At 34.6% G+C, this 26,087-nt stretch carries 26 protein-coding genes and 4 pseudogenes; 4 read left to right on the top strand and 26 right to left on the bottom strand.

All coding sequences use genetic code 11. The features are described from left to right. The 6 genes from WAX78_RS01630 to WAX78_RS01605 form a co-directional block, all read right to left on the bottom strand. Nucleotides 1–654, bottom strand: a complete 654-nt coding sequence (locus WAX78_RS01630; protein ID WP_336480557.1) for a TetR/AcrR family transcriptional regulator — start codon at nucleotides 652–654, stop codon at nucleotides 1–3. Between the two features lie 23 nt (nucleotides 655–677). Next, nucleotides 678–1,697 (bottom strand): ABC transporter permease, encoded by a 1,020-nt coding sequence (locus tag WAX78_RS01625; protein ID WP_336480556.1) that lies wholly within the window; start codon nucleotides 1,695–1,697, stop codon nucleotides 678–680. After that, on the bottom strand, nucleotides 1,697–2,425 hold the full coding sequence (locus tag WAX78_RS01620; protein WP_336480555.1) for an ABC transporter ATP-binding protein: 729 nt from the start codon (nucleotides 2,423–2,425) through the stop codon (nucleotides 1,697–1,699). Before WAX78_RS01620 ends, WAX78_RS01625 begins: the two co-directional genes overlap by 1 nt. 226 nt (nucleotides 2,426–2,651) lie before the next feature. Continuing rightward, nucleotides 2,652–3,473, bottom strand: a complete 822-nt coding sequence (locus tag WAX78_RS01615; protein WP_336480554.1) for an SDR family NAD(P)-dependent oxidoreductase — start codon at nucleotides 3,471–3,473, stop codon at nucleotides 2,652–2,654. Nucleotides 3,474–3,524: 51 nt separating this feature from the next. After that, nucleotides 3,525–4,211, bottom strand: a complete 687-nt coding sequence (locus WAX78_RS01610) for an SGNH/GDSL hydrolase family protein (protein WP_336480553.1) — start codon at nucleotides 4,209–4,211, stop codon at nucleotides 3,525–3,527. 11 nt (nucleotides 4,212–4,222) lie between these two features. Continuing rightward, nucleotides 4,223–4,816 (bottom strand): TetR family transcriptional regulator C-terminal domain-containing protein, encoded by a 594-nt coding sequence (locus tag WAX78_RS01605; protein ID WP_336480552.1) that lies wholly within the window; start codon nucleotides 4,814–4,816, stop codon nucleotides 4,223–4,225. 673 nt (nucleotides 4,817–5,489) lie between these two features. Here WAX78_RS01605 and WAX78_RS01600 point away from each other — a divergent pair. After that, a complete protein-coding gene (locus WAX78_RS01600; RefSeq protein WP_336481333.1) occupies nucleotides 5,490–6,134 on the top strand; it encodes a formylglycine-generating enzyme family protein in 645 nt (214 codons plus the stop codon). A gap of 232 nt (nucleotides 6,135–6,366) precedes the next feature. Here the strand turns inward: WAX78_RS01600 and WAX78_RS01595 are convergent. From WAX78_RS01595 to WAX78_RS01585, 3 genes and pseudogenes are all read right to left on the bottom strand, one after another. Next, nucleotides 6,367–6,768: pseudogene (locus tag WAX78_RS01595) on the bottom strand (SDR family oxidoreductase); the annotation flags it as partial. Continuing rightward, nucleotides 6,768–7,820 (bottom strand): hypothetical protein, encoded by a 1,053-nt coding sequence (locus tag WAX78_RS01590; protein ID WP_336480551.1) that lies wholly within the window; start codon nucleotides 7,818–7,820, stop codon nucleotides 6,768–6,770. The gene WAX78_RS01590 and the pseudogene WAX78_RS01595, both read right to left, overlap by 1 nt. Nucleotides 7,821–8,209: 389 nt before the next feature. Then, complete coding sequence (locus WAX78_RS01585) at nucleotides 8,210–8,344, bottom strand: YuzL family protein (RefSeq protein WP_098307419.1); 135 nt, start codon at nucleotides 8,342–8,344, stop codon at nucleotides 8,210–8,212. A gap of 190 nt (nucleotides 8,345–8,534) precedes the next feature. Between WAX78_RS01585 and WAX78_RS01580 the strand changes: the two genes are divergently transcribed. Both WAX78_RS01580 and WAX78_RS01575 read left to right on the top strand, forming a co-directional pair. After that, nucleotides 8,535–9,053: a DinB family protein gene (locus WAX78_RS01580; RefSeq protein WP_336480550.1), complete on the top strand. Its 519-nt coding sequence runs from the start codon at nucleotides 8,535–8,537 to the stop codon at nucleotides 9,051–9,053. Between the two features lie 114 nt (nucleotides 9,054–9,167). Further along, nucleotides 9,168–9,332 (top strand): hypothetical protein, encoded by a 165-nt coding sequence (locus WAX78_RS01575; RefSeq protein WP_336480549.1) that lies wholly within the window; start codon nucleotides 9,168–9,170, stop codon nucleotides 9,330–9,332. Nucleotides 9,333–9,483: 151 nt separating this feature from the next. On the opposite strand, the gene WAX78_RS01570 is transcribed toward WAX78_RS01575, so the two are convergent. The 11 genes and pseudogenes from WAX78_RS01570 to WAX78_RS01520 form a co-directional block, all read right to left on the bottom strand. Next, nucleotides 9,484–9,939, bottom strand: a complete 456-nt coding sequence (locus tag WAX78_RS01570) for a putative iron-sulfur cluster-binding metallochaperone (protein WP_336480548.1) — start codon at nucleotides 9,937–9,939, stop codon at nucleotides 9,484–9,486. A 75-nt stretch (nucleotides 9,940–10,014) separates the two neighbouring features. After that, nucleotides 10,015–10,722, bottom strand: a complete 708-nt coding sequence (locus tag WAX78_RS01565) for an SDR family oxidoreductase (RefSeq protein ID WP_336480547.1) — start codon at nucleotides 10,720–10,722, stop codon at nucleotides 10,015–10,017. A gap of 286 nt (nucleotides 10,723–11,008) precedes the next feature. Further along, nucleotides 11,009–12,475 (bottom strand): aminoacyl-histidine dipeptidase, encoded by a 1,467-nt coding sequence (locus tag WAX78_RS01560; RefSeq protein ID WP_336480546.1) that lies wholly within the window; start codon nucleotides 12,473–12,475, stop codon nucleotides 11,009–11,011. A 314-nt stretch (nucleotides 12,476–12,789) separates the two neighbouring features. Beyond that, nucleotides 12,790–13,145, bottom strand: a pseudogene (locus WAX78_RS01555) (cupin domain-containing protein); the annotation flags it as partial. 116 nt (nucleotides 13,146–13,261) lie between these two features. Further along, the gene (locus WAX78_RS01550) at nucleotides 13,262–13,744 is read right to left on the bottom strand and encodes a hypothetical protein (protein ID WP_336480545.1); all 483 of its coding nucleotides are present in this window, start codon (nucleotides 13,742–13,744) and stop codon (nucleotides 13,262–13,264) included. 92 nt (nucleotides 13,745–13,836) lie between these two features. Further along, nucleotides 13,837–13,944 (bottom strand): annotated as a pseudogene (locus WAX78_RS01545) (hypothetical protein); the annotation flags it as partial. A gap of 280 nt (nucleotides 13,945–14,224) precedes the next feature. After that, nucleotides 14,225–14,965, bottom strand: coding sequence for a 2,3-diphosphoglycerate-dependent phosphoglycerate mutase (gene gpmA, locus WAX78_RS01540; protein ID WP_336480544.1), 741 nt, complete (start codon nucleotides 14,963–14,965; stop codon nucleotides 14,225–14,227). 267 nt (nucleotides 14,966–15,232) lie between these two features. Then, a complete protein-coding gene (locus WAX78_RS01535) occupies nucleotides 15,233–16,555 on the bottom strand; it encodes a DEAD/DEAH box helicase (protein ID WP_336480543.1) in 1,323 nt (440 codons plus the stop codon). Nucleotides 16,556–16,753: 198 nt separating this feature from the next. Further along, entirely contained in the window at nucleotides 16,754–18,649 is a 1,896-nt protein-coding gene (locus tag WAX78_RS01530) for an endonuclease MutS2 (protein WP_336480542.1), read from the bottom strand. Between the two features lie 581 nt (nucleotides 18,650–19,230). Beyond that, a complete protein-coding gene (locus tag WAX78_RS01525; protein ID WP_336481332.1) occupies nucleotides 19,231–19,743 on the bottom strand; it encodes a 2'-5' RNA ligase family protein in 513 nt (170 codons plus the stop codon). Between the two features lie 5 nt (nucleotides 19,744–19,748). Continuing rightward, complete coding sequence (locus tag WAX78_RS01520; RefSeq protein WP_336480541.1) at nucleotides 19,749–20,462, bottom strand: SAM-dependent methyltransferase; 714 nt, start codon at nucleotides 20,460–20,462, stop codon at nucleotides 19,749–19,751. A 197-nt stretch (nucleotides 20,463–20,659) separates the two neighbouring features. On the opposite strand from WAX78_RS01520, the gene WAX78_RS01515 reads away from it, so the two are divergent. Further along, the gene (locus WAX78_RS01515) at nucleotides 20,660–21,010 is read left to right on the top strand and encodes an S-Ena type endospore appendage (RefSeq protein WP_336481331.1); all 351 of its coding nucleotides are present in this window, start codon (nucleotides 20,660–20,662) and stop codon (nucleotides 21,008–21,010) included. Between the two features lie 135 nt (nucleotides 21,011–21,145). Here the strand turns inward: WAX78_RS01515 and WAX78_RS01510 are convergent, their stop codons facing one another. The 6 genes and pseudogenes from WAX78_RS01510 to WAX78_RS01485 all read right to left on the bottom strand — a co-directional run bounded on the left by WAX78_RS01510 (nucleotide 21,146) and on the right by WAX78_RS01485 (nucleotide 25,910). Then, nucleotides 21,146–21,463, bottom strand: a complete 318-nt coding sequence (locus tag WAX78_RS01510) for a hypothetical protein (protein ID WP_336480540.1) — start codon at nucleotides 21,461–21,463, stop codon at nucleotides 21,146–21,148. Nucleotides 21,464–21,529: 66 nt separating this feature from the next. Beyond that, nucleotides 21,530–22,396 carry an MBL fold metallo-hydrolase gene (locus tag WAX78_RS01505; protein ID WP_336480539.1) on the bottom strand — a complete coding sequence of 289 codons (867 nt, stop codon included), beginning with the start codon at nucleotides 22,394–22,396 and terminating at the stop codon, nucleotides 21,530–21,532. Nucleotides 22,397–22,502: 106 nt separating this feature from the next. After that, nucleotides 22,503–22,689, bottom strand: a pseudogene (locus tag WAX78_RS01500) (helix-turn-helix transcriptional regulator). Between the two features lie 466 nt (nucleotides 22,690–23,155). Beyond that, entirely contained in the window at nucleotides 23,156–23,986 is an 831-nt protein-coding gene (locus tag WAX78_RS01495) for a DUF3974 domain-containing protein (protein ID WP_336480538.1), read from the bottom strand. A 23-nt stretch (nucleotides 23,987–24,009) separates the two neighbouring features. After that, nucleotides 24,010–25,116: a toxic anion resistance protein gene (locus WAX78_RS01490; protein WP_336480537.1), complete on the bottom strand. Its 1,107-nt coding sequence runs from the start codon at nucleotides 25,114–25,116 to the stop codon at nucleotides 24,010–24,012. A gap of 206 nt (nucleotides 25,117–25,322) precedes the next feature. Next, on the bottom strand, nucleotides 25,323–25,910 hold the full coding sequence (locus WAX78_RS01485; RefSeq protein ID WP_336480536.1) for an O-methyltransferase: 588 nt from the start codon (nucleotides 25,908–25,910) through the stop codon (nucleotides 25,323–25,325). Nucleotides 25,911–26,087: the final 177 nt, after the last annotated feature.

The following is a 26,087-nucleotide window of genomic DNA, read 5'->3' as shown; positions in this document are numbered from 1 at the left end:
TTACCTCCGAGGTGTTAGCCCGTATAAAATGAATTGAACCGTAGATTCAATCTCAGCCTCATCATCCCACTTTTCTTCTGGTAGTAATAAAAAGCGAGTTAAAATCAAACCAATAACAGGTGATAAGGTAAACCGTAATACTGCTGGTGTTGGAAGTTCAATAATTTGTCCTTGCTCCTGAAAATGATGAACTATTTTTTCAAAACGAGAGTAAATTTCTTTTGCTAATAACTGCTGAATTTCATCTTTCAATTCAGGATGAAACGGTACTTCTTGAATTAAAATTTTCAGCATTGGGAAGTGTTTTCTTGCAAATTCAAAGCGATTCCGAATGACAGTACGTAAAAAATTCTCATATGAATCATACGTATTTTCAAATATTTCTTTCGCAAAAGTTTGCACAAAAAACGGTGCGGCAAATTTCGTCAAAGTCGGCATCACAATGGCAAACAATAAATCTTTTTTCGTTTTATAGTAGCGGAAGATCGTTCCTTCCGCTACACCCGCACGCTTCGCAATTTCACTCGTTGACGTTGCCGAATATCCTTTTTCACTAAACATATCCACTGCCGCTTCTAAAATGCGCATTTGCCGTTCATTACGCTTATCCGTCCCTGTGGCGGCAATTAATTCCTCTAACCAATCCTCTTTCATGATAAGCTCCTTTTTTATTTCCATTATATTCTTCTATGCTTCTTCAAAGCAAATACGTTACCTACTGCAAACACAAGCGCAAATAATAATAAAACTCCAAGATCGGCAGCAATTTCGCTAAACCCTTGATTTCGAATCATAACTTGCCGCATCGCATCTGCACCGTATGTTAATGGAAATAGCTTTCCAAGAAGTTGTAACCACTTATTCATAGACTCAATCGGAAATAAACCCGAAAAGAAAATTTGCGGCACGATGACCAATGGAATAAATTGAATCATTTGAAATTCATTGTTTGCATACGCTGATAAAAATGTTCCAAGTGTTAGTGCTGTTAATGAAAGCATACATGTAATAAGTAACGTGAGCCAAGGTGAACCTGCAACATATAAATCAAGAATATACACAGAAAAACTAACAATGAGTACGGATTGTAAAAACGCAAAGATACCGAATCCAATGATATAACCCGCAACAATTTCCCAGCGCCGAATTGGAGTCGATAATAATCGTTCCAAAGTCCCGCTTAAACGTTCTCGAACGAATGAAACCCCTGATAAAATAAAGACAAAGAAGAATGTAAAGAAACCAATTAATACTGGACCTAGTCCATCAAACATTGTAAAATCAGCTGATCCATGTAAATAAGAAACATCCGGCTTCATAGTCGTCGGTTCTTTTTTCTCCATACTCTTTTGCAAAACTTGCATGACAGCACGATTTTTCGATGAATCGCTACCTTCTAACGTTATTTTCATCTTTCCATGATCTATAGTAACTATGGCATCAATTGCTTGATGTTCTAATTCACTACGTGCTTTTTCCTTATCATACTCATAAAAAGAAGCATCTTGCTTTTTCATTGATTCTACAATTGATGCTGGTACATCAACCAAAGCAATATGAGGCTTGTAATCTTTTTGTGTGAATACAAGTGAAAGAAGCCAAAGAAGTAACATCGGTGCTCCGAACATAAGCGCAAGCGACCTTTTATCTCGGAAAAACTGACGAATAATGCGGATAACAACTCCAAATACTCTCATCACTCCACCGCTCCTTCCAGTAAAAAGACATCTTCAATACGTCCCGATGTTGTTCGCTCTTTTAATTCAACTGGAGAACCCGTTGCGATTAACTTCCCTTCACGAATTAAACCAAGACGTTCACAAAACTCTGCTTCATCCATAATGTGCGTTGTAACAATAATTGTCGTTCCTTGTTTTTTCAATTCATAAAACTTATCCCAAATTGATTTTCGAAGAACAGGATCAATCCCAACAGTCGGTTCATCTAAAATAAGAAGCTTAGGTTCATGCAACAGTGACATAGCAAGTGATAAACGTTTCTTCATCCCACCAGAAAAGTGCTGCACTTGCTTTTTTGCATCCTGAGATAACTGGACAAGCTCAAAAACTTCAGAAATACGCTCCTTCTTTTGCTTTCCTTTTAATCCGTACATTGTCGCAATAAAATCAGCATTTTCATAAGCAGATAGTTCATCATACAATGCATCAGCTTGTGCCATATACCCAATTTGTTTCATTCCATCCAAATTTGGCATAACCGTTTGCAGTGCAGTTACTTCTCCTGTTGTTGCTTCGCTAATACCAGCGATCATTTTAATAAGTGTTGTTTTCCCTGAACCTGACGGACCAACTAAGCCGAAAATTTCAGCTTCTCCGACTGAAAATGAAATCTCTTGAATCACTTGTTTCTTTCCAAAGTACTTGGAAACATCTTTAAGCAATACTGCCTCATTTGTTAGAGACATAAATTTCCCCTCCTCTTCACAATAATAATGAGTGAGTACTCACTTTTATTTTAAGCTAATATTAATATATGTCAAACGTTTCTTTTTATTGTTTATTGCATACATATTTTTCTCTTAATTCCTTATTATTAACAGATTAAGAAGCATTTAAGGACATAAAGAAATACACTATCCTTTCCTGAAGCTTTACAAAAAGAATAGGGTGTTTCTTTTTAGGATATCGTTTTTATGAATTCACACGAGCTGTTCTACTTACTTTACATACTAATCTCATCAATTTTCTGTGGACTGATGGAAATAATGTAAAAATAATATCCATTGTTCTTCGCATTGGCATTGGACAAATGATTGGTTTATTTTTATGAATACCAGCTAATGTAATTTTTGCGAGTTGCTGCGGGGTCATCATTTTTTGCTTTTTCAACTGTTTTGTAATAACTGATTTATCAATATTAACTGCTTTTGCTGTATTAAAAATAGGAGTATCAACGAATGTGGGACATAATGTGCTTACTTTAATACCGTATTCTTCTGCTTCATAATGCAAAGATGTGGTTAAACCTACAACAGCATGTTTCGTTGTAGAATAGGCTGTGGATATTGGAGAGGGGCCAAGTCCTGCTGCTGATGCTGTATTAACAATATGACCAAAACCTTGCTCTTTCATAAGATTATACCCAACTTGAGTTCCATAAATGACTCCCCATAAATTAATGTCCATGATTTCTTTCCAGTCTTCAATCGATATATCATATAATTCGCCATACATAGCAATACCAGCATTGTTAAAGAGATAATCTAATCTACCAAACTCTTTATATATATCCGTAATTGTTCGCTCCACACTTTCAAAATGTGTAACATCTAAGTACACATACCTAGAATTGACTCCATTTTCGTTAAGCTCAGCCTCTACGATCTGTCCTTCTAATTTATTAATATCCGCAATAATTACAAATACATTTTGAGATACCAATTCACTACAAAGCGCCCGGCCTATCCCAGATGCACCACCCGTTACTATAGAAACTTTCCTACCTTCCCCCATTATAACTCCTCCTTCATGCACCCTACCTTATACAAAATTAATTGCTACTACCTAATGCCTGTTGTATAAGAGTCGATCTATAGTCGACGCATATTCGGCTGCAACAATTCTAGCACCTGTACTATTAAAGTGCACGCCATCCATTGTGAAATGAAGTCCTCGTTTTTGGGATAGTTGATCGATTCGATTTGGATTCTTATAGAAGATGACATCTAACATAACTCTCATAACTTTGGTGCTGATATAATCTGAACTTTTAACTTTAGCAAGATGTTCTTCAAACACGGATTGCATATTCAGAAATCTTACATTTGGATACTGACTAGAAATCGATTGAATAATGGTAGACAAATGCTTTATTTCTTTATTCGACACACTCGTAGTATTTTCTCCAACTAATGCTGGTGACACTGTGACCACTTGTTTTGAAGAGGCAAGAACTATTTCTAAAACTTTTTGGTAATAATCTTTAAATTCCTCATGATCTTTTGCGATGGGTTGTGCTTGAACACTTAGTAATTTAGCATAAACATCATTAACTCCAATCCAAAGAAAAGTAAGCTCGTAATCGGTCTCTAACTTTGATTTAGTTAGTCGTGAATGTAAACTTTTTATTGATTCCCCTGGTTTACCAAGATTAACGAATTTATCAGCTACAAACTGTTCTTGTAGAATTTTGACGAAAGAAACTCCTGGTCGCCCTTCAGTTAAACTGTCTCCGATTAAACCTATTTTCACTTTAATTCCCCCTAATTTTCTTTACTAATACCTCCTAAGAAGATAGTAACTGCCTGTTTAAAAATAGACTCTAGGGAACTGAATTCTTGTGTATTAGTGAGTTGGCATAAACCACCCAGCCATGTTCCTAACAATACGGTCCATTCATCTATATTCCCATTTTTGAATTCTCCTTTGTCTACTCCTTCTTGAAAGATGGAGCGATAAGAACCCATCGGAATAATAGATAAATCATATAGCTGTTTCACCGATTCAGGACTTGAACTTGGATTGGAAGCCAATTCTTGCCCCGCTTTTAATAAAGGTGTCTGATAATTGTATAGGACGTGTATGGCCATACCGTACAATTTCTCTGTTGCTGAGGAATAGCTAGGTTCTACCATCAGCCATTTATCATGCCAATTTTGCATCGTTTTTTGCGCTAAAAGAACAAAAAGCTTTTCTTTATTCTGAAAATGATAATAGATATGACCTTTACTATAACCAGAAGCTTTTGAAATATCTGCTACTGAAGTTTGGTTATAGCCTTTTTGAGTAAATATTTGCACTGCCTTTTCCATTATGTCTTTTCTTGCTTGTTCACTGTCATAACGTCTTTTGTTCACTAAAATCAAACCTTCTCACTTGATTTGAACGATTGTTCTAATTTAATTATACATATATTTCCTTAGCAAACAATATGTGTATGATAATATACAATATGTTTTATTTTCCTCTCCAAAATTTTAATTATAAAATTCTTGTTACATGCTTGTTTCACTCCAGAAAAGTCACGCAAAAAAAGACTCTATTTACACAAAGCCTAAAACGAATAATTAATTTTGTGAAAAGAGTTTTTATTAAAATTAATTATTAGACAAGCTAGTGAATATACAATTTATATACAGGAAATAAAGGGAATTCAGAGGAATCATACTTGATACGGCAACAATGTATACATTTCTGTATAAAAATTTGCAAAGGCAAATAGGCTTAATTACTTTATTAAGTTAGAGGTATTTCATTTTTTGACTTTAGATAATGTTGAGTTATATCAACAGGAAATGAATTACACTATTCCTTCTTCAACTAAGGGATGGGCTCTAAGGCATCATAGTTGATCGACCTTCCTCCCCCAGCCATAAAACAGTATGAATGGATAACGGGCAGTTATCTGCAAAAAACAATGTAATTTTTGTATTGATTTAATGGTTCTACACGAGGTAAAATTTGTAAAACCAAGATCATTAGGAGGAAGGTAGAGTGTCAAATGAAATAAAGAGTTACCTTGACTATCCAATGGTAAAAGTTCCAGGGGGAGAAATAGAATTAAGAGACGATAGAATAAAAAGTAAATGGAAAGCTGAAATAAGACCGTTTCTTCTTGCCCGGTATCCTGTAACTATGGATCTATACTATGCTATTACAAATAAATCACCTAATTCTTTTGACGGAGATCTAAAACCGGTTGTGAATATTTCTTGGAATGATGCAATTTCATTTTGTAATCTACTTTCACAGAAAGCTGGACTGAAAGAGTGTTATTTTATAAGTAATGATGGTGCAAACATTATTTGTGATTGGGAATCAAACGGTTATCGACTTCCTTCAGAAGCAGAATGGCAATATGCATGTAAAGCGGGGACCATTGGTTATAGATACGGAGAGCTTGATAAGATTGCCTGGTATAATGAAAATTCAGGTGGCAAAATCCATGAAGTAGGAAGAAAGGAACCGAATGCATGGGGTCTGTATGATATGTTAGGTAATGTTTGGGAGTGGTGTTGGGATTTATATGATGAACAAGTGTACGGCTCCTACCGAATTTTCCGAGGAGGTAGCTGGGCTGAAGAGTCCAGGGGTTGTGGCGCTTCGTGTCGTCGTCGTAGTCATCCGTCATTTAGCATAGACGATCTTGGATTCCGTCTTGCCCAGTCTTTTTAACTTCTACAAACAAGCCAACTTTCGAGATTTTACAACTCAACTAACGAAGTGCTAAAGTTAAATAAAACCCCCGATAAGGAATTATTCCACAAACAAAAAGCCGATTTCCCTTAACATGAGAAAATCGGCTTTCTATTTTTCACTTTCAGACTGGGCGTAGTGATTCTAAGATGGTTGATTACCTAAACTTAAATTGGCATAGGAAATTATATATTGCTTGATGGATTACCGCCTATTCCTCATACATCATTTCCCTCGTCATTCCACCGTCTACGACAAGATTAATACCTATAACAAAATCATTTTCTTTAGCTGTTAAATAAAGACAAGCTCGTGCAATATCATCTGGTTTTCCTACACGTTTTGATAGATGTTGTTCATGATTAATTTTACTTAATTTTGCATAATCTCCTGTTTCAATCCAACTTGGGGAAATGGCATTAACCGTAATCACATCTTCGCTAAATAAGGCTGCAAGCGCATGGATAATTGCAACAATCCCACCTTTTGTGGCAGCATAAGATTCTGAATTTGGCTCAGACATGATAGCCCTTATGGAGGCAATATTCACAATGGCTCCACCTTCCTTGTTATGATGCATATATTTTGCAGCTTCACGTGATCCGAAGAGTACTAAAGTTTACCACAATGCTTACATCGACCGCGTCTTCTTAAATAATAGGCCAGGGTTGCTATCCCTAGTGATATTCCCCAGGGCAGCCAAGATAAAAAAGGAACAAATCCCCCCCAATTTTCGATGGTGATTGTACCATTAACCATCATATATATGAATTGTGGACTAAGCTTTAGACCTGTTAACGTGATAATAGCTGAAATCAACGTGGCAGGAACCACAACAATCCAGATTGGAATTTGTTTACCTGCTAGAAATAAACACCAACGTGGAAAAATCTCTCCCCATCTCTGAATAAGCCCTAGGGTTAGGATTCCACCGCCAATACATAATCCTCCTAAGATGGCTTCAGATATTACACTGTCTTCATTCCCAACTATTGTTGAGCTATTTGTCCCCAATGGAATGCTTAGGGCCCATGCCCAGCGGACGATGCCATATGGCATCGCCATAATGACCGCTAAGTAGGTAAACCACTTTCCCCACTGAGCAACAGATTTCGCTGATGATCCTTCAGAAACGCCCTTCCTGCCGCAGTTGCCACAAGCATCCCGCGTAAGACGAAAATATGCTAATCCAGAAGCACCCCATATGAAGCCACCAACTATACAAAAGACTTGATTAACAACTCTCCAATCAATCAAATCGAAGTGAAGCAAAAATAAATAAGCAAAGTTCTGCACAATTCGAGAATCGGGAACTATCAAAACAAGCGTAACACTCTTTATCCATGCAAAGGAGAGCAATATCACACTAGGAATTCGGCGACCCCATGTACTTACCATCGCAAAAGCTACCACTGTTCCCACTAATCCGGCAATAGCAATGACTTTTCCCCCGATATCTACATTAAGATTTGATAAAAACGAGCCCATCATTTGTCCTCGTAGATCGTTTTTACCAAAAGGAAATCCAGTTCCTCCTAATAACCAGTACAGCCCGAGTAACCCGTATAGTAGGGACCATATAGCTGCAGCATACCCGGTCCATTGCGGCCAGCGCGACAGCCAGGAAAAATGTGCTAAATTCTTGACATTTATTTTCGGCTCCATTTCATCCTCCCTATAGCTAATTTATTATTAAAATAGTAATACTCCAAGATGTAATAACCTCCTTAATTGGTTCACCTCCCATAAAGTTCTTTATCGATTTTACCATTTTTTACTAATTAAGTAACCTCCTGTTAAATTAGAAAATTGCTTTTTTCGTTACTCTATAATCTGGTCCGATTGCTGAATAACATGACTGGGGGTTTAAACAACTTTACAATTTACTCATTGTGGCAAGATTCCAAAGGGATGTTGTAAATACTTCACAATATGTATTGAGAGAACATAGGAAAAGTTTTTTACATCTAAAAAAGCCATTGGAATTAATAAGCATAATTCCAATGGCTTTTTCACTTTACTACGTTACACAGTAAATTCATGAAAAATTATGATTAACTACGTTTTTGTCTCTTATTTGATGAAGGTACTTTCATGGAACCTGTTTCTTGCGTAGTAGTTCCTTGCCCTTCAACTTGTGAAGAACCAAGGCCTGCTCTGGAAGGATCCTGTTTAGTTTTTCGACCCACTTTGCTCACCTCCAACGTTACTTTTTGCTTAGATGTTAGAAACTATGCAGGACAAGGTAAAAAACTCCCTTCCCTTTTGATAAACTTCCTTTTCATAGTTTCTAACAGGAAAATCATGAACACCGGTTGTATATTTAAAGTAAGCAATCCCTTTATAACGTGAAATCAAATGAAATCGGAGGAATTTTTAATGAAGCATCCAGCATTACAAGCGTATGAATATCATGTATGGGCAAATAAAAGAATCTTTGCACACTTAAAAACATTGCCAACAGACGTTTGGTCAACAGAAGTACAAAGTGTATTTCCCTCTATTTCACAAACATTTGTGCATATATATATCACTGATACAATTTGGTTAAGTACTTTATTAGGCAAACCTTTTGATGAAGTGAAGACATCAGCAATACATCTTTCAGAAAAAATAAAAGAAACAAGCATGGAAGAAATGGAACAGTTATTCTTGAATTCTTCCGAAGACTATCATACATTTTTCGCTCGTCAAGAAAACTTAGATGCAGCCGTTTCTCCTGAACACCCTCACTTTGGACGGTTAGAAACGACTGTTTTTGAATTGATACAGCATGTTGTAAATCATGGAACATATCATCGCGGAAATATAACAGCTATGTTAAGACAGTTAGGTTTTTCAGGGACTTCAACTGATTATATTTTTTATTTGTATGCAATGAGTGGATCAAAGAAATAATGTTTATTTTGACCTTTTCATAAGTAAAAATATTATAAGAGGAAATTTTTAACGAATATATCTAAAATATCAAAAGAGATACTCCCTTAAAAATTTACATCATGTAAAATAAAAATGAACTCTAAACAGAAAGACTATAATGTTGAATATCAATGTCCTAAAGGAGTTGTGTATTACAGAAAAATACAAGCGAGTGATATAGAAGAAGCAAAACAACAAATATTAGCTCCACAACCCGACATGAAAATTAGAGCTGTTAACCTTATTGATTCTGATTGAACTCCCCCCCCTACCGCTTCACACTTGAGGTAGAGGGTCTTCTTGCCAGATATGATAAACAAAAATAGCTAGAGTTGAGGTAGATAACGACTACGAGCTCTAGCTATTTTTGTTTCATTCACATAATTGATGGTAGCGGAAGTTAATAATATTATTTTTCAACTTGCTTTATAAACGCAGATACGTTTCCTAAACAACAAGAACCTTGAGGATTATTTACCTCGCATCCACAACGGTTGGCTTTCATATGCATTGATATCTCTTGTACCGCTTGGCTCTTTCCGGTTTGTTTTATTTCTTTATGAATACGTGCTCGTGTCCAATTAAAACAATAACAAGCAGGAACATCTTCCTCTATATCTTTTTGAAAAACAGGAACCTTAAGATCGTTTTTAATAAATACTTGCTGTTCTTCATTAAAGTACACTATGTCACATTCTTGCTCTGAACAAAAATAGTATGTTTTATCTGACTCCAATCGAGCCAAGGCATTAGCATCCAGCAAACTTTTTAAGGTAATCAATTTAACTTGTTTTCCTTTCGTTTTGGATAAAGGACAAACAACATCGTTAGTTGCATTTTTCGAAGCACCGCAGCAGTCTCCCATTTTACATAGAACCCCCTTTTACAAAATTTCACCACCAAACCAAAATGTATATTCGTAACTATCAGGTATGATACTTTAGAAAACCTTTGGACAAGTAAGTGATTTTCCATTGTCTTTGGATGTAATACTAAGTATATATGGTACAGCGACATGTGACCAAGCTTCAGGTGTTGGAGAATTTGATATATATTCCGGTGCACACGAATGCAGCATCGGAGTATTGATGCTACCACCTGGATCCATTGAAACTACTGCCATTTCTTTTGGTAATTCTAATGCCATTGATTGAGTCAAACCCTCTATAGCAAACTTGGAAGCACAGTACGGTGCAAGTTTAGCTTCGCCGGACCTTCCCCAACTAGAGCTAATGTTGATTATGACACCTCGTTTATTATGAATCATAACTGGAACAAATGACCGTATCACATTGACTACTCCATTCACATTGATATTCATAACATTTGCAAATTCTTCTGAAGAAATAGTCCAAAGCGTTGCATTTTTATTAACAATAGAGGCATTATTAATAAGTAAATCTGGTGCACCGTATCGCTGAAGAATGTATTCTCCCCAAACTCTAACAGCCTTATCGTCCGAAACATCAACAGATTGAAAGTCATGTTTGCTATCAAATTGACTCCTAATTTGTTCTATTTTGCTTTTGGAACGGCCACATCCAACAATCAACCAACCTAGTTCAGAAAAACGGTCAATTAATGACCGACCTAAACCTTGCGTTACTCCAGTAATTACTACAAGTTTTTTATTTTTTTCTCTAATCAATTAACTCCCTCCTCATTTCCGAAAATTTAGTCATTTAAATCAATTTTACACTTTTTTAATAACAGACACTTGCTACATATTGACTAAATTTTTTACAACTTTAGTAGTGGATTAAGTATCTATATAAACTAACTTAAATTACTCTGTTCAAGTTTTTCAATATAGAATATTGACCAATATTCCATAAACAAAATAAGTTTTATTTTAAGTCGATACCTTTTTTAAGGTAGAAAAAACAAAAGAGATGCTTTAAATATATAAGCATCTCTCTTAACCTATAACATATTTAAATCAATGACTTCGTTTCGCGTAATACTTCAATAAAATACTCCCAGTTATTCACAACAGAAGGAATACTTACATGCTCATCTGGTGTATGAACATGAAACATATCTGGCCCAAGTGAAATCGCATCTAGTCCTGGAATTTTCTCCATAAATACCCCGCACTCAATTCCCGCATGTACTGCAAAAACCTCTGCGTCTGTGCCATACTTTTCTTTATGCACTTTTTCAAATAAGCTGCGAATTGAGGAATTTGGATTATATGGCCACTCTGGGTACTCAGACTCTTTTTCAAACTGAGCTCCTACCAATTCTGCAATATGCTTAATTTCATTTACAATATGTTGTTTTAAACTTTTCACAGAACTTCTTACTTCGTTTCTTAATTTAATTTCATTATGTAACGTTTCAACAACGCCTAAGTTTGTAGAACTTTCCACTAGTCCTTTTATATCCATGCTCATGCTTTGAATGCCATTAGGGATTAAGAATAATGAAGAAATAAGCTGCTTTTGCGTTTTTTGTGCGAATACATTTTCAACTGTTTCTTCTAATTTCGTAAGTGAAACATATATATCTGGGTCCACAGCACGTAGTTCTTCTTGCAAAATGCCTGTCCACTCTTCTATTTTCTCTTCTACCTTTTGCACATCGCTTGCAGAAAGTAAAATCGTTGCTGCACTTTCACGCGGGATTGCATTTGTTTTTAATCCACCATGAACATCACTCATAGAAAATGCAATTTCATTGGATAAACCATAAAGGACCCTGCCTAAAATTTTATTGGCATTTCCTCTTTCTTTATCAATTTCCATACCAGAATGTCCACCTTTTAATCCGCCAACAAATAGACGATACGGTATTACGTTAGCTGGCGTTTCTTCCCAAGCAATAGGAATTGTTTCAACTGCTTTCGCGCCGCCCGCACTACTTACTAACAATTTATGATCTTCTTCTGAGTCAAGATTAACAAAAATTTTACCGCTAAAATGATTTGGATCAACCGCAAAAGCGCCGCCCATCGTTGTCTCTTCTTCTGTCGTAATAACAACTTCAAGAGCAGGATGTGGAATATCAGTTGCATCTAATAAGGATAATGCATATGCAACTGCAATCCCATTATCCGCACCTAACGTTGTATGATTCGCATACAGCATATCCTCGACAATTCGTAATTGAATTGGATCTTTCTCAAAATCATGAACAGTCGATTGATTCTTCTCACATACCATATCCATATGACCTTGAATAATAATTGTTGGCACCTGCTCATATCCAGCTGTTGCCGGCTTTTTCATAATGACATTTAACGCATGATCCTGCACAACTTCTAAATTTCTATCTTGTGCAAACTTTACTAAATAATCACTAATCTCTTTCTCATTACCAGATCCTCTTGGAATCTTTGAAATTTCTGCAAAATGATAAAATACAGGATGCTTAATTAATTCCTCTAAATTGCTATACATATGCTTCTCCTCTTTTCCATTGAAATAAAATTAAGTTTTGATTTTACCTACACCTTGTTACTATGTAACAAGGTGTAGGTTTATATAAGTATTGTATCATTTTCAAATGATATATGACCTGTTTGTACCTCTTACATATTTCATAACTTCGTCAATTAAGGCTTATAATTCACACACTTTTAATATTTATACACTTCCTAACTGAATTCACATTGCATATAAAATGAAAAAGCTTTTAAAGCAGCGTTATCCTTTATCACATGGAGCTACTAAACTACCGAAAATTCAATATACGTCATGATGAACATAAAATATTATTTGTTTTCATTTTTAAATTTCACAAACGGATATTTTTCTTTATGAAGAGCTGTAAGAAACTTTTTATCTATATCAAACGTTTCAAGAACTAACTGCTGAGGTGTAAGTGCCAACCACTGATTTAATGAAATATCAGCATAATGATCACTTTTAAATATCTCAAGAAAATACAACGGCTCATCACCAATATTTTCCGCATAATGTCCCATTGCGAACGGAACATAATCAACATCACCAGCTTGATAATTAAATGTTCGTGCATGACCTCCAGCAGCAAATACAGTCATTCTTGCCTTACCTGGATGTAATATTGCCATTCGTCAGTATTTGGGTGCCAATGTAACTTACGTATCTTTATAAATCAAAAACAAAAAGGACCAATTTAGGTCCTAGTATAGCTTCTTCAATTAAAGCACCCTTAAGTTGAAAAAAAGAGGACTTTCAGCTACTCCGTTTATTACTGATTTATTACGTACAACCTCTAATATCAGTGATTGGAATAAATAAAATATCCCACGTCACAATATTTCTGTCGTTAACATAAAGATGATATCTCCCATTGAATGATTTTATCAGACTAAAAGAAATCCGCCGATCCGAAGATTCTCCCTCGATTTCAACTCTATTTCCATCGCATCTGACAAAATTGGATCGAGCATCAATGGAGAAATTTAATATCCCTCTTGTTTCAGAAATATACCTAGCGGTTATTAAACCTGTGTTTCTGCATGATGTACAAATTTCAGCGGTCAGTTCTAACCTTCCTTTGTCAGCACTTGGATTAGGAGAATGTAGAGAAATAACTGCGATAACAGTCTGATTGAATCTTACAGTTGCTTGACATTGACAGCCTTCAGCACCACCTACTCCATTACAGTCACAACTACGACGATCTATTCGATTTTTTCGATTTCTTTGGTCTTCCCAACCACGTTCATTTCTTTCACACAATTTCTTCACCTCCCTTTATAGCTTGTACTATTAATATATTCAGGAGTTATTAGAGCTCTTGGACAAACCTTTTAAATTTAAAAAAGCGAAGCTAGCATATCAGGATTTTGACGATTAAGTTCAATGTTACGTGGGATTTTCACAGTTGCTCCTTTATCTCCTCTAATTGGTTGGGGAATCTTTTGTTTTTCATTCTTCACTTAAATTCCCCCTTCTGTTTCAAGAAAACCGCACCTATTTTCTTCTCCAGGTTCTGAAGTGGCGCTTTCTTCTGCTCTCTTTCAATAGATGCTTAGCACAAGTGAGTTGGACACAACTTCCTAACAAGACAATCCCTCTATTCCATCAACAAGAGCCTCAAGAACTACTTTTTTCAATATACTATTAAAAAACACTTACAATATAACTCATCTAAAAAATCCAAAATGGATGTACCTTATGACACATCCATTTTAATAACATGAAATTTTCTATTCATTTTTATGAAAGTGTTATATGCTTCGGAATTTCACCTTCTGGTACTTCTCCATCCATGCTCAAATAATAATGTCTAATCGGTTTTAAATTATCATCTAATTCATACACAAGCGGAATGCTCGTAGGGATATTTAATGTCACAACGCCATCATCAGATAGATTATCGAAATACTTTACAAGTGAGCGAATTGTATTGCCATGTGATGAAATGATTACTTTCTCGCCTTTTTTCAATACTGGTACAATTTCTTCGTGCCAATACGTAAGCACTCGTTTTCCTGTATCTTCTAGACACTCTGTAAGAGGAAATTCACCTTCTTTGAGATATTTATATCTGGGATCTGAAACTTCATAACGCGGATCGTCTTTCGTAAGTGCTGGCGGTCTGACATTTGTACTTCTGCGCCATATATGTACTTGTTCTTCCCCATATTTTTTAATCGTTTCATCCTTATTTAAGCCTTGCAGTGCACCATAATGCCTTTCATTTAAATGCCATGTTTTATAAACAGGTACCCAAGCGAGATCCATCTCATGAAGAATAATCCATAACGTTCGAATTGCTCGTTTTAACACAGAAGTGTATGCTACGTCAAACGTATAACCATTCGCCTTTAAAATTTGTCCTGCCTCTCTTGCTTCCTGTAATCCTTTATCAGACATATCAACATCCGTCCATCCAGTAAACCTATTTTCCAAATTCCATACACTTTGACCGTGACGAAGAAGTACAATTTTAATCATGACGAATTTCCCTCCTAAATAATAAAAATTTTTAACCTTACAATTGTAATCATGCTGTTTCTTTTCATTACTCCTATGATGTGCTATTACAAGATTTGTTCTATTTATGTTGTATAAATCATGTAAATGTTATCCCGGTTTCGATTTAGATAATTCTTCATTAAATCCCCACACTTATTAGTATATCCGTCATTTTTTTACGCACATAAAAAAACATGAGTCCCTATTCAAAGGATACTCATGTTTCATAATTCATATAGCTTCAACTTATCTTCCGCGATTTTTCTGTCCCGGCTTTGCGCTGCGTTTCTTTTTGCTTGGTTGACCAAAACGAGATTTCTCTGTTTTCGGTCCTTCTTTTCTATCACGACGCCCAAATTGACCAGATTGCTTCTTCTCTTTAAACTGTTTCTTTTCTTTTGGCTTTTGCGATCTTTGTTCCTTTTTCTCAGGCTCTTGTTTGTTAGGTAGTTCTACTGCTTGTCGTTGCAAAGATGCGTTAATTCCTTTTTCAATTTGCTGTAAATACATTTTATCTTTTGGCGCAACTAATGTAATCGCAAGTCCACTTCCGCCAGCACGTCCCGTCCGTCCGATGCGGTGAATGTAACTTTCTACATCTTCTGGGATGTCGTAATTAAATACATGTGTAACACCTTCTACATCAAGACCTCTTGCTGCTACATCTGTTGCGATTAAATATTGACTTTCAGCATCTCTGAAGCGTTTCATAACACGCTCGCGTTTTGCTTGTGATAAATCACCGTGAAGTTCATCACAGTTATAGCCGTATCCTTTCAGCGCTTCATACAATTTTGTAACTCTGCGTTTCGTACGGCAGAAAATAACTGCTAAAAACGGTTGGTCTCGTTCCATTAATTGACGCAGTGTATCTTGTTTTGCTCGGTCCGTCGTTTCAACAACGCGCTGCTTAATATTATTTACTGTAACCTCTGCACTTTGAATTTTTATAATTTCAGGTTTTCTCATATAACGCTTTGCAAGCGATTGAATTTGCTTAGCCATCGTTGCAGAAAACAACATCGTTTGTCTCTCTGCAGGTGTTTGTTCAATAATTTCTTCTACCTCTGGTAAAAAACCAAAATGTAGCATTTGATCCGCTTCATCTAAAACAAGCATAGATACATGCGATAATTCCATTGTCCCGCGGCGTAAATGGTCTAATAATCGGCCAGGTGTCGCCACAACAATATGTGTATTTCCTTGTAACTTCTTCATTTGCTGTGAAACGTCTTGCCCGCCATAAACAGCAAGCACATGAATATCCTTTACATGCACAGTCATTTTTTCAATTTCGTTTGTGATCTGCAGCGCTAATTCTCGCGTTGGCGCTACAATTAACGCCTGTACATGACTAGACTGTGGATTTATTTTTTCTAGGATTGGCAAAATAAATGCTAATGTTTTTCCAGTTCCTGTTTTCGCTTGTCCAATAATATCTTTTCCTGCTAGAACTACTGGGATTGCTTTTTCTTGAATCGGCGTCGATTCCGCAATTCCATTTTCTCTTAATGTATCATTTAACGTGGTGCTAATTCCTAATTCTAAAAAACTTTTCAAATCGATCACTTCTTTTCACTATTTTTCATATCAAATATTGATTGTACCATTTATTTAGCTAAATATGAAAAACAAAAATGCACTGTTATTGTATTTATTTAAAATAAGATTACATTTACTCTATTTTTAGTATGTAAAACAATCCCTCTCTTCAAAACGTGTTAACGTTTAAGTGAGGGATTGCTAGTAATTGAATTATATTTCCGTTTACTTTTTTCTCATTTCTTTTTGTATTTTCCTTAATGCTTTTTTAGAACCTCGATCTATATCATGTTGTAGCTTTCTCTCTTTATGACTTACAAACAACGTATTTAAATCATAGCCTTCTGGATACAACTCTGCTGCTTTCAATTCCAGAATAACGCGTTTACAATTCACTTCAATAAACTCTTCCTTGTATAGTACTTCAATATTATTGAAACTATCTTTTTTCTTGTATACAATACCAAAATCATTGTAATCTAATAACTTTACTTTGTCCCCAATCTTATACTCATAAGTTTCTTTCGTTTTCACCACATTCATTTCAGGCTTCTTTATTTTATTTTCTTTTACTAGCTCTAAGCTATAATCTTTATTTTCCATATAACACTGTGCTCGCTCCAAAACATGTTCCCGTAAATTCATCTTTCTAGAAATCCAAAGAGCGTTGCTATCTCCAGATTCCCCAATCATTAACTTATACATCGGCTCTAATGTTTCATTATTAAATTGCATAGCCGCATTCATGAAGTCACTGTGAATTTCTGAGAATCGTTTAATTTCACCATAATGAGTCGTAGCAACTGTTATACACCCCATATGATAAAACTCTTCTAAAATGGCAATTGCAAGTGCAGCACCTTCATTCGGTTCTGTACCACTACCAATTTCATCAAATAATAACAACGTATTATTGTTGGATATTCTCATAATTTCTGAAATATTTTTCATATGTGAAGAAAAAGTACTTAAAGCATTTTCAATACTTTGATTATCACCTATATCTACAAAAATAGAATCAAAAAGGGCAATTTCAGTCTCTTCATCACCATGAATATGAAACCCTGACATTGTTGCTAAAGTTAATAATCCAATTGTTTTCAAGACAATTGTTTTTCCTCCAGCATTTGGTCCTGTAATGACTAAACTGCGATATTCTTTTCCAATCTCAAAATTTAATGGAACAATCTCACCTTGTAAAAGAGGGTGTTTACATTCAACTAGTTTTATATATCCATGACTATTTAATTTCGGCGCTATACCGTCAATACTCTTACTAAATTTAGCTTTTGCAAAAATCATATCATATTGACTTATAAGCTCAATATTAATTTTTATATCACTAACATTCTCAAAAATCATTCCTGATAAAGTTGCTAATATTTGATACTCCTCTATCGCCTCTTCCGATTTTAGACTCGCTAACTCCCCGCTTAATTTTGAAATAACAGCAGGTTCCATAAATACTGTTGAACCTTTAGAAGAAACCTCTACAATTGTTCCTGCAACTTGATTTTTATAAGAAGCCTTAATAGGAACAGTATATCGATCATCTTTTTTACTAATAAAGAATTCTTGAATATACTCCTTGTTTGCACTACTTTTTAAAAATTTATTTAATCGATCTCCAATCTTTCCTTCTGTTGTTTCGATATGATTTCGAATTCGCTTTAACTCCTTACTCGCAGCAGAATCAACTCGATTCCCTTTAATAGAAAAATGAATCTCTTCCTCAATATTTGTAAACTCTGACATAGAGTATGCATAAGAACTTAAAACAGGTGCAAAAAATGCTTTACTTAACATGAATCCCTTAATTTTTCTACATCCTCTTAAAAAATCTGCTACACTAACTAATTCTGTTGGTTCCAAAATCATTCCTTTTTCAAGCTTACCAATTATGTTCTCTATATTGGAAATTCCTACTAATGGAACATGACTTTCTGTATTTAATATTGCTTTTGCTTCAGTCGTTTCATTTAATCGATTCTTCACTACTTTCATATTTGAACTTGGCTGCAATTTATCTAATAATTGTTTTCCTAATCCACTTACACAATATGATTTTACAATTTCCTTTAATTCGTTATACTGCAATTTTTCAAATGTCATGATATTCATTTCTGTTCTCCTCACTATGATTTAATAATTGAATCATGTATGAAGATACCTAATAATAAGATTTCAATAAGTCTATAAATAAAATTTCTCCCAGAGAGGATCGATTCCCATCCATACTAAAGAACTCTTCCTATCCAAAAGTCGTGAGATAAAAATAAAAAAAGCTGCGGAGATACCGCAGCTTTACAGACATTTACAAGACAAGTGTAGAAACAAATATCTATCATTAAACAAACCTTTTTAAAATAAAGGCTTATGTGTTGAATAATAAATACTGCTACATGCTTTATAAATTGTTGTAGGTATCTTCATAGGTAACTTAAATAAATCCATAAACAAATAAGGGGTATATATTTCTAAAAAATACCCTTCATCATTGGATTTACTTAATTAAATTTTTTGCCTATTTAGATACTACTCCACTCACAAAAAGCACCTCGTCTAATTTATTTTTTTATTCTTATTGAAATCTAAATTATGGAATTATTATACTATATGTACAAAATCAAGTAAAGGTACATAAAATTACCTATAAAGCAAATTCACTTCAATGAAGATTCTCATTTCGAAAAACAATTTTCTTATTTTGTTGTAAGTTGTACTTCAAACTCTATAATAGATTCCTCGTTTTCACCTATTCTTTCCACTGTAATTTTATCAATAGTGAATCGCATAGTATCTCGAAGTGGATGAAGATTTTTTATAACGTGAAAAGCTTCTTCTTTATCACCTTTTTTTCCTACTGTAACATGAGGAATATAGGGAATTTCTCTGCGAAGAAACGGTTGAAGAAAATCTGTATATAACTTATTATGTAGCTCAATTATATTTTCTTTTCCTTCTTCTATAAGTAAAAATAAGTACTCATCCGCATTAGTTACACCTGGATTTAACGTAATATGAAAAGTGTTCATGCTCCTTATGATTGTTTCTATATGTTTTTTTAGACACTCGTTTGGCACTTCGCTCACAAAAGGAAATACTAGCGTAATATGAGGTGAAATTAGGCCACATAAAGGATCATGTTTTCTTCTTATCGCTTCAATTTCTTCTAAATCATTATTACCCAAGAAAATTACAATGGTTCTCTCCATCGTAATTACACTTTCTTTCTGAAAAGAGCCGTCCAAAGAAATAATTCTCCAAACACTTCATTCGGTTGCTTAAATTCTTTCATTTTACGCAGTTCAATTACTTCAAATTCTTGAAAAACATCACGTAGTTTTTCTGCTGAATACGCAATTCCTCCCTGTAAACTCCAGCCTCGATATACATCCCAATCTGATATTTCCGAGCCATTTTTTTCATCTAATTCTCCTGCAGCAAAGCATGTTAAACCGAAATAACCGTTTGGTTTTAATGCTCGCTTGACTAACTCAACATAATGTATTCTTCGATGAGGCGGGATATGATGTAAACAGCCCGAATCATATACAAAATCATATTGATTCTCAACCTGCAAATCAAAGATAGACTTACAAATAAAATGAACTGATACGCCTTGCTCAGCCGCTCTTTCTTTTCCCCATTTAATCCCTTCTTCTGATAAATCAACTGCATCTACTTCACAACCTGCTTTTGCTAAATATAGAGCATTTCGACCAGGACCACATCCTAATTCTAACACTTTTCCTTTCTGAATCACGTTTCTATCAAAATAAGAAACTAAATTTTCATCCGGTACATTAGCAAAGAAAGGTACTTCTTTATCGCGATTAGAATAGAAATGATTCCAAAACGGCTCAGATGATCTTAATAGAGAGTCTAACATAGTAATTACATCGTCCATACTATGTAAAGTTTCATTTTTCATAAATGAATTTCACCTCTTATAAATTATAGTTACAATATAATTATACCAAATATTAACTGTGATTTATTTTCATTTTTAAAATAGTTTTAAAATTCGAAATGAGTGATTTTATAACAATGAGGATAGTCATTAACAAATTGTTGTGAAATATAAAGTGAAACTTCCATCAGTGAGGTTCTACTTCCTGTTAATGCGGGATAAATCATCCTAAAATTCTATCTCTAAAACCGCAAGAAGAATGCAAAGTTGTATGTAATGACATTTGCGATAACTTTTTACTTAATGATCATTTTACTTTTCTAGAAGCTTTGGAAAAGAAAGTTCATAAATCCATTACTGGTACTGTCACAGTTTATAACGATATACAGAGCTTACTTGTTGAAGTTAATATGGAACAAAATACAGGAAACCCTATTCTTTTCACAATTCCCACTGGAAATTCGGTTTCTAAAACGAGTCAAAATATCAAAGCAGTTACAATTCGTCTTATCGAACCTGGTAGTACGAGCGGCAAATTCTACTTAGATATATGTTTTGCTATAGGCTGATAAGAATGGTTGGATGAATAGATTTGTAGTAAATGTCAAGCAACTCTAAAAGCAATCTTTATTGTATATTTTTGAGTTACTTGACGTTTACTAAGATGATACATTCGCCATCAGCGTGGATTTCTCAGCCACTCCCTATTTCTCTTGCATGTATACAAAAGAGCCTCTCTCTAAAAGAGTGGCTCTTTTGTATTTAATGTCGTTCTTCGGAATGAAGTTTCGAAGTAAATGATCGGTTGGTAACGCTCCCCCGTCAATTCCAAGAAACGACAGTTGTTCAATTACAGTACCTAATGATGTTTGGACATTTGGCGCAGTTTGAAAGAATAAAGAAAATAATTCCTCTGTTTTTAAACCACGATACGGCAAAGCAAACATTTGACCTTGGATTGAACAAAAGAAACCGATGCACGAAGATAGGATTGCTAGTAGTAAATATATGTTTGTGTCCACCTCCTACCTTCCATGTATGCAAACCTCGTCCTTACAAAACACGTAGCTGTGAATTAAAGTAGGATGTTACAAGTTAACTATTTCATAACCATTTACAAAGTACTCTATTGTTTCTAACTCATCTTCGTTTAATTCTCTATCAAGTTTTTGTTTATACACTGTTTTTATTTTTCCTGCATCGCCTTTATATATTTCCGTGTAGGTACCTACTGTTTTTAGCAAACGAATCTCTTGCAAAAATTCATTTCTATCAATTGCTTTCCCATGTGAAAGAATATAGGTCTCAGCATCAAATTTCTCTAATTCTTGTATTAATTCAAACGTTCGTTTCGTTGTATAGTTCCACTTCGAAGAAAAAATATCTGCATAGATACAATCTCCTAAAAACAATATCTTTTCTTCTTTAATATAAATGACAACGGAGTCATGTGAATGGTCACCTCCCACATGCTTTAACACACATGTCACATCACCAAGGTCTAATTCAAGTTGTTTCTGAAACGTTAATGACGGTAAGACAATTTGAATATTTCTTGGTTGTTCACTGAATTCTTTTTTTATACAATTAGCACAAAATTCAATTTCTGTACCTTCTTTTACTCGTGTGTCCAAGGCCTCATCTGTCCATTCATAAGAAACGAGTGTATTCATCTCTTTTTTTGTTTCACTATGTGCGATAGACAAAGCATTTTTTAAAACAGGTAATCCAAAAATATGATCCCAATGCCAGTGTGTTAATGCAACGAAATCAGGATTTGAGATGTTCCGTTCGTTTAGCATTTCTAAAAACAAATGTGCATGTGCTTCTGAATTACCTGCATCTATCATCAAAGTCTTTTCTTTTCCAACTACCATTCCTAAGATAGGTCTATCTGTTTCAGAAACAGGTGTCATATACCAAAATGAATGTCCTATTTTTTTTATTTGCTGCATAACTATTGCCTCCATTTATGACTGTGTAAGAATTGCCAGCCAAGAAGTTTCTTAGCCTTGTATTTTGATTACTAGTAAACAAATACATCAAAAATATAATCATTCTTCATATTTTTTTATCTAATGCAATACAAATACTAATGATAATTTTGCCGCAGGACAAAATTCCCCCGTTTCAATAGAACTAATTGTTTGTCTAGATACCCCTATCATTTGAGCTAATTCAGACAGGGATATTTTTTCTCAGCTCTTGTTACTTTTAATCTATTTTGCGGTACGAACTCACCTTTCAATTATATTGATTATATTACAATTCATATAAATGAGATACCTTAAAGCATCTGCAATGTCGTCTAATCGTTTCATTTCTTCTTATGTAAGTTCATTCTTATATATTTCACGATAATCTTCTGTTATAAGTTCTAATGTGAGATACATCCAATACGCAACGTCATGTGAACCAATTTGATATCCGTCCAACACTAACACGATCAGCGATGCTATGTTGAATCATATTTTGGAATTCATATCCCAAACAAAAAATTCATTAAGATCAAGAGGAAGAGATTAAAAATTTCGGAAAGACAATTTCCTGATGAGCAACGTTTGTTATTCATTTGCAATCATACATAAAAGTGGTTTATTATAATTTTTTTAGATTATTAAAATTATATTTAATATCATTACAGTACATGAAATTTTCATCATTTTTATTCCTAAACTAAACAAACGAGCAGTGATATATCACCGCTCGTTTGTTTAATTCTTAAATTTCTCCTTCGCTGCACGCATCTTCACTTGTAAATCATAATCGACAGCGTTACGAATATTACGTTCTACTGCTTCCATTTCTTTTTGAAATCCTTTTAGATAGACAGCAAGTTCTTCTTCTTTCTCAGAACGCTGCGCTATTGGAATTTGTGCAATGAGTGACAACATATCTACTAAGTCTTTCATTAAAAAAGTCTCAAGTTTATGTTGCTGTTCAAACATACGATTTTCTTGATAATACGGAATCGCATGTAAAACAGAAATTGTCACATCATCAATACTTTTTTGCAACGACGGATTTACTGAACGTTTGTACATTTCTATACCTTTTAATGCATCAGGATAACGATCATAAAAGTATAGTTTGTAAAACGAGAAATCTTTCGGCTTTGATGGTTGCTGAGATTCCTGTTTCAAGAATTCTTTTACCTTCATCATTGTCATTTCCATATCTTCACTTGTAACTTGCTTTGTTGTTTTTACATTGTAATGTAGTTTTTTCTGTTTTTCCTTCGGCAACATTGAAAAAACCTGTTCCTTTGTGCGCTGATTAGCTGTGCAAAAAAGAACTGTAAATGCTTTTTGACTACTGCTTCCTTCCGTACGAATCCAGCGATAAAACAACGGATGTTGTGTGAATTCTTGTAAAAATGGTACTGTGCTGTGTGATAAACGCTCCATTGATTCTGTCGCTCGTTTATACGGTTTTGTCCATGATATATAAAGCTTTCGTCCAAAGTAAGCAAATAAAATTACTGCGGTAAGTCCTAGCAAAAGAACAATACCTATCAGTATCAAAACAAATTGAAAGAAATCCACGATTTCACCTCCTCTATTGCAACTTATTTAGTTGGACGCTGAATGAGCTTCTTTTTCATTTCATCGTTGAACGAGTCTAGTTCTTTTACAAACATTTTACTGGATTCGATAATTCGCTCTGTTGATTTTTCAGACGCTTCAATCGCTGCAAAGACGTTTTGGAATGATTCACGAAGTTTCTCCATGCCGATTGCTGGATTTTCTAACAACTTAGTTGTTTCTTCTGTATTTTGTTTTAACGCTTGTGAGTTACTTAATATCATAGATTCAATTGCTTCGTTTGTCGCATTCACTGCGTCAATTGTTTTCCTTTGGTTCGTTAATGCCAGTTGAATAGCCGCAGATACGGTTACAACATTTTGTGTCATTGTGATTGCATTTCGAATTGCTTCTGTTAATTTCTCATTATTTTTCTTAATAATATCAACAGAGGCAATGGATTGCAGTAAGACACTCTTTGCTTGCTGCATGTTACGTGTACGTACAAGAATTTTTTCTAACGCATCGTTAATTAACGGAACATCTTTTTGCCGCTCTGGATTTTGTTTCTCTATTTCCAACATGTCCGCAAGCTTCTTACCTAAATATACTTGTTTATCAAGCGCATGAATCTTTTGCTCGGATTGTTCTTTTAACATTTCTAAGCCGACGCTGTCTTCTCGTAAATTATCACGTCCAACTAATAGTGACTTAATAATCTCTTCGATTTGTTTATCAATGGATTGATATTTATGAACATACGTTTCCATCGGATTTTTCTTAAATACTTTGTACATAATTCGTTTCATACCAGTTGCATTTAATGAATTTGGATCTAATTCTGAAACAACTTTACGTAAATCAAGCAATGTTTTAGGAATATCTTCATTTTTCCCATTCATCATCGCCGTTACTGGACGTTTTAATGCCGTTAATGTTTGTCCTGCATCACGTTGTTCTTTATCTCCTAAATCAGCAAGTTGTGCCAATACTTTTGAAAGGTCTGTATTATGCTCACTATTTAACTTTTGTACATACAAATCTGCTTCTTTATTTAGTTCAACTAATTCATCATCTTTAATGACTGTATCAACGACTACTTCTATATTGTCTTCTACTGATAAGGTTTCCTTCTTTTGCAATTCCGTCAACAAAATCGCTCCTTTATATGCATACACTTATAATTATGGTTAGGGTACCATATCTTTAAACGGTCTATATTGCATTCATTCCCCGTTTTATATTATAAGTATACCTACTGTATTTTTGATTGTCCTCAGACTTAAGACTGAGAAACATCCATTCTTAAGTCGGATTCTTAAGTTTACAAGCTAATAATTCTTCTTGTATGCTCTTTTCAACTATTTTTCCTCATTACATAAGCACCCATCTTAAAAGGTAGTAACACTGTTTCAAAGTTTCCCTCCTCTTCAACTAAATCAAAAAAATTCTGTAATTCTTCCGCATGCGAAGTTGCATTGTCAATGACGATGGTTCCTTTAGGGATTAAAATACGTTTTAGATCTTCCCACCACCACATATATTGCGTTCGTTCTGCATCTAAAAAAATAAAATCATATGACTTGTCTAGCTGTTCTGATAAAAATGCACCAGCTTCTTGGTTATGGATATGAATATAGTTTGTGAGGTTTACTTTCTGGAAGTTTTCAATTGCTTGTGCAACTCGTTTCGATGAGAGTTCAACTGTTGTAACAGTTCCCTTTGTTTCCTCTGCAGCATTGGCAAGCCATAAAGTAGAAAATCCATTCGATGTTCCAATTTCTAATATGTGTTTTGCTTCGCACATTTTCACCAAAATAGATAAAAATTGCCCCATTTCTTTGGACACGTTGCGCAATCTTTCTTCTCTCGTTTCTTTTGTGAAATCATGTTCTAATCCGAATGCTTCAAGGTTTTGCAGTAACTTTTCTACTTCTATTCTCATGCATAATCCCCCTTATATACGCTGCATCTGGATGATACTGAAAATGATATGTAGGTCTAATTACAATTATATACCATTAGAAAGGCTTTTTCCTGTACAAAGGCGAACTATTATTCCGTTAAGTAAAAAATAGACAAATGAAGGTGAATTTGTGAAGGAGCAACGATTATCGATTTT

Source organism: Bacillus yunxiaonensis, from assembly GCF_037104695.1.
GTDB classification, from domain to species: Bacteria; Bacillota; Bacilli; order Bacillales; family Bacillaceae_G; genus Bacillus_A; species Bacillus_A yunxiaonensis.
Note: the sequence above shows the minus strand (reverse complement) of the source record. Positions and strands in the feature narration are given on the sequence as shown.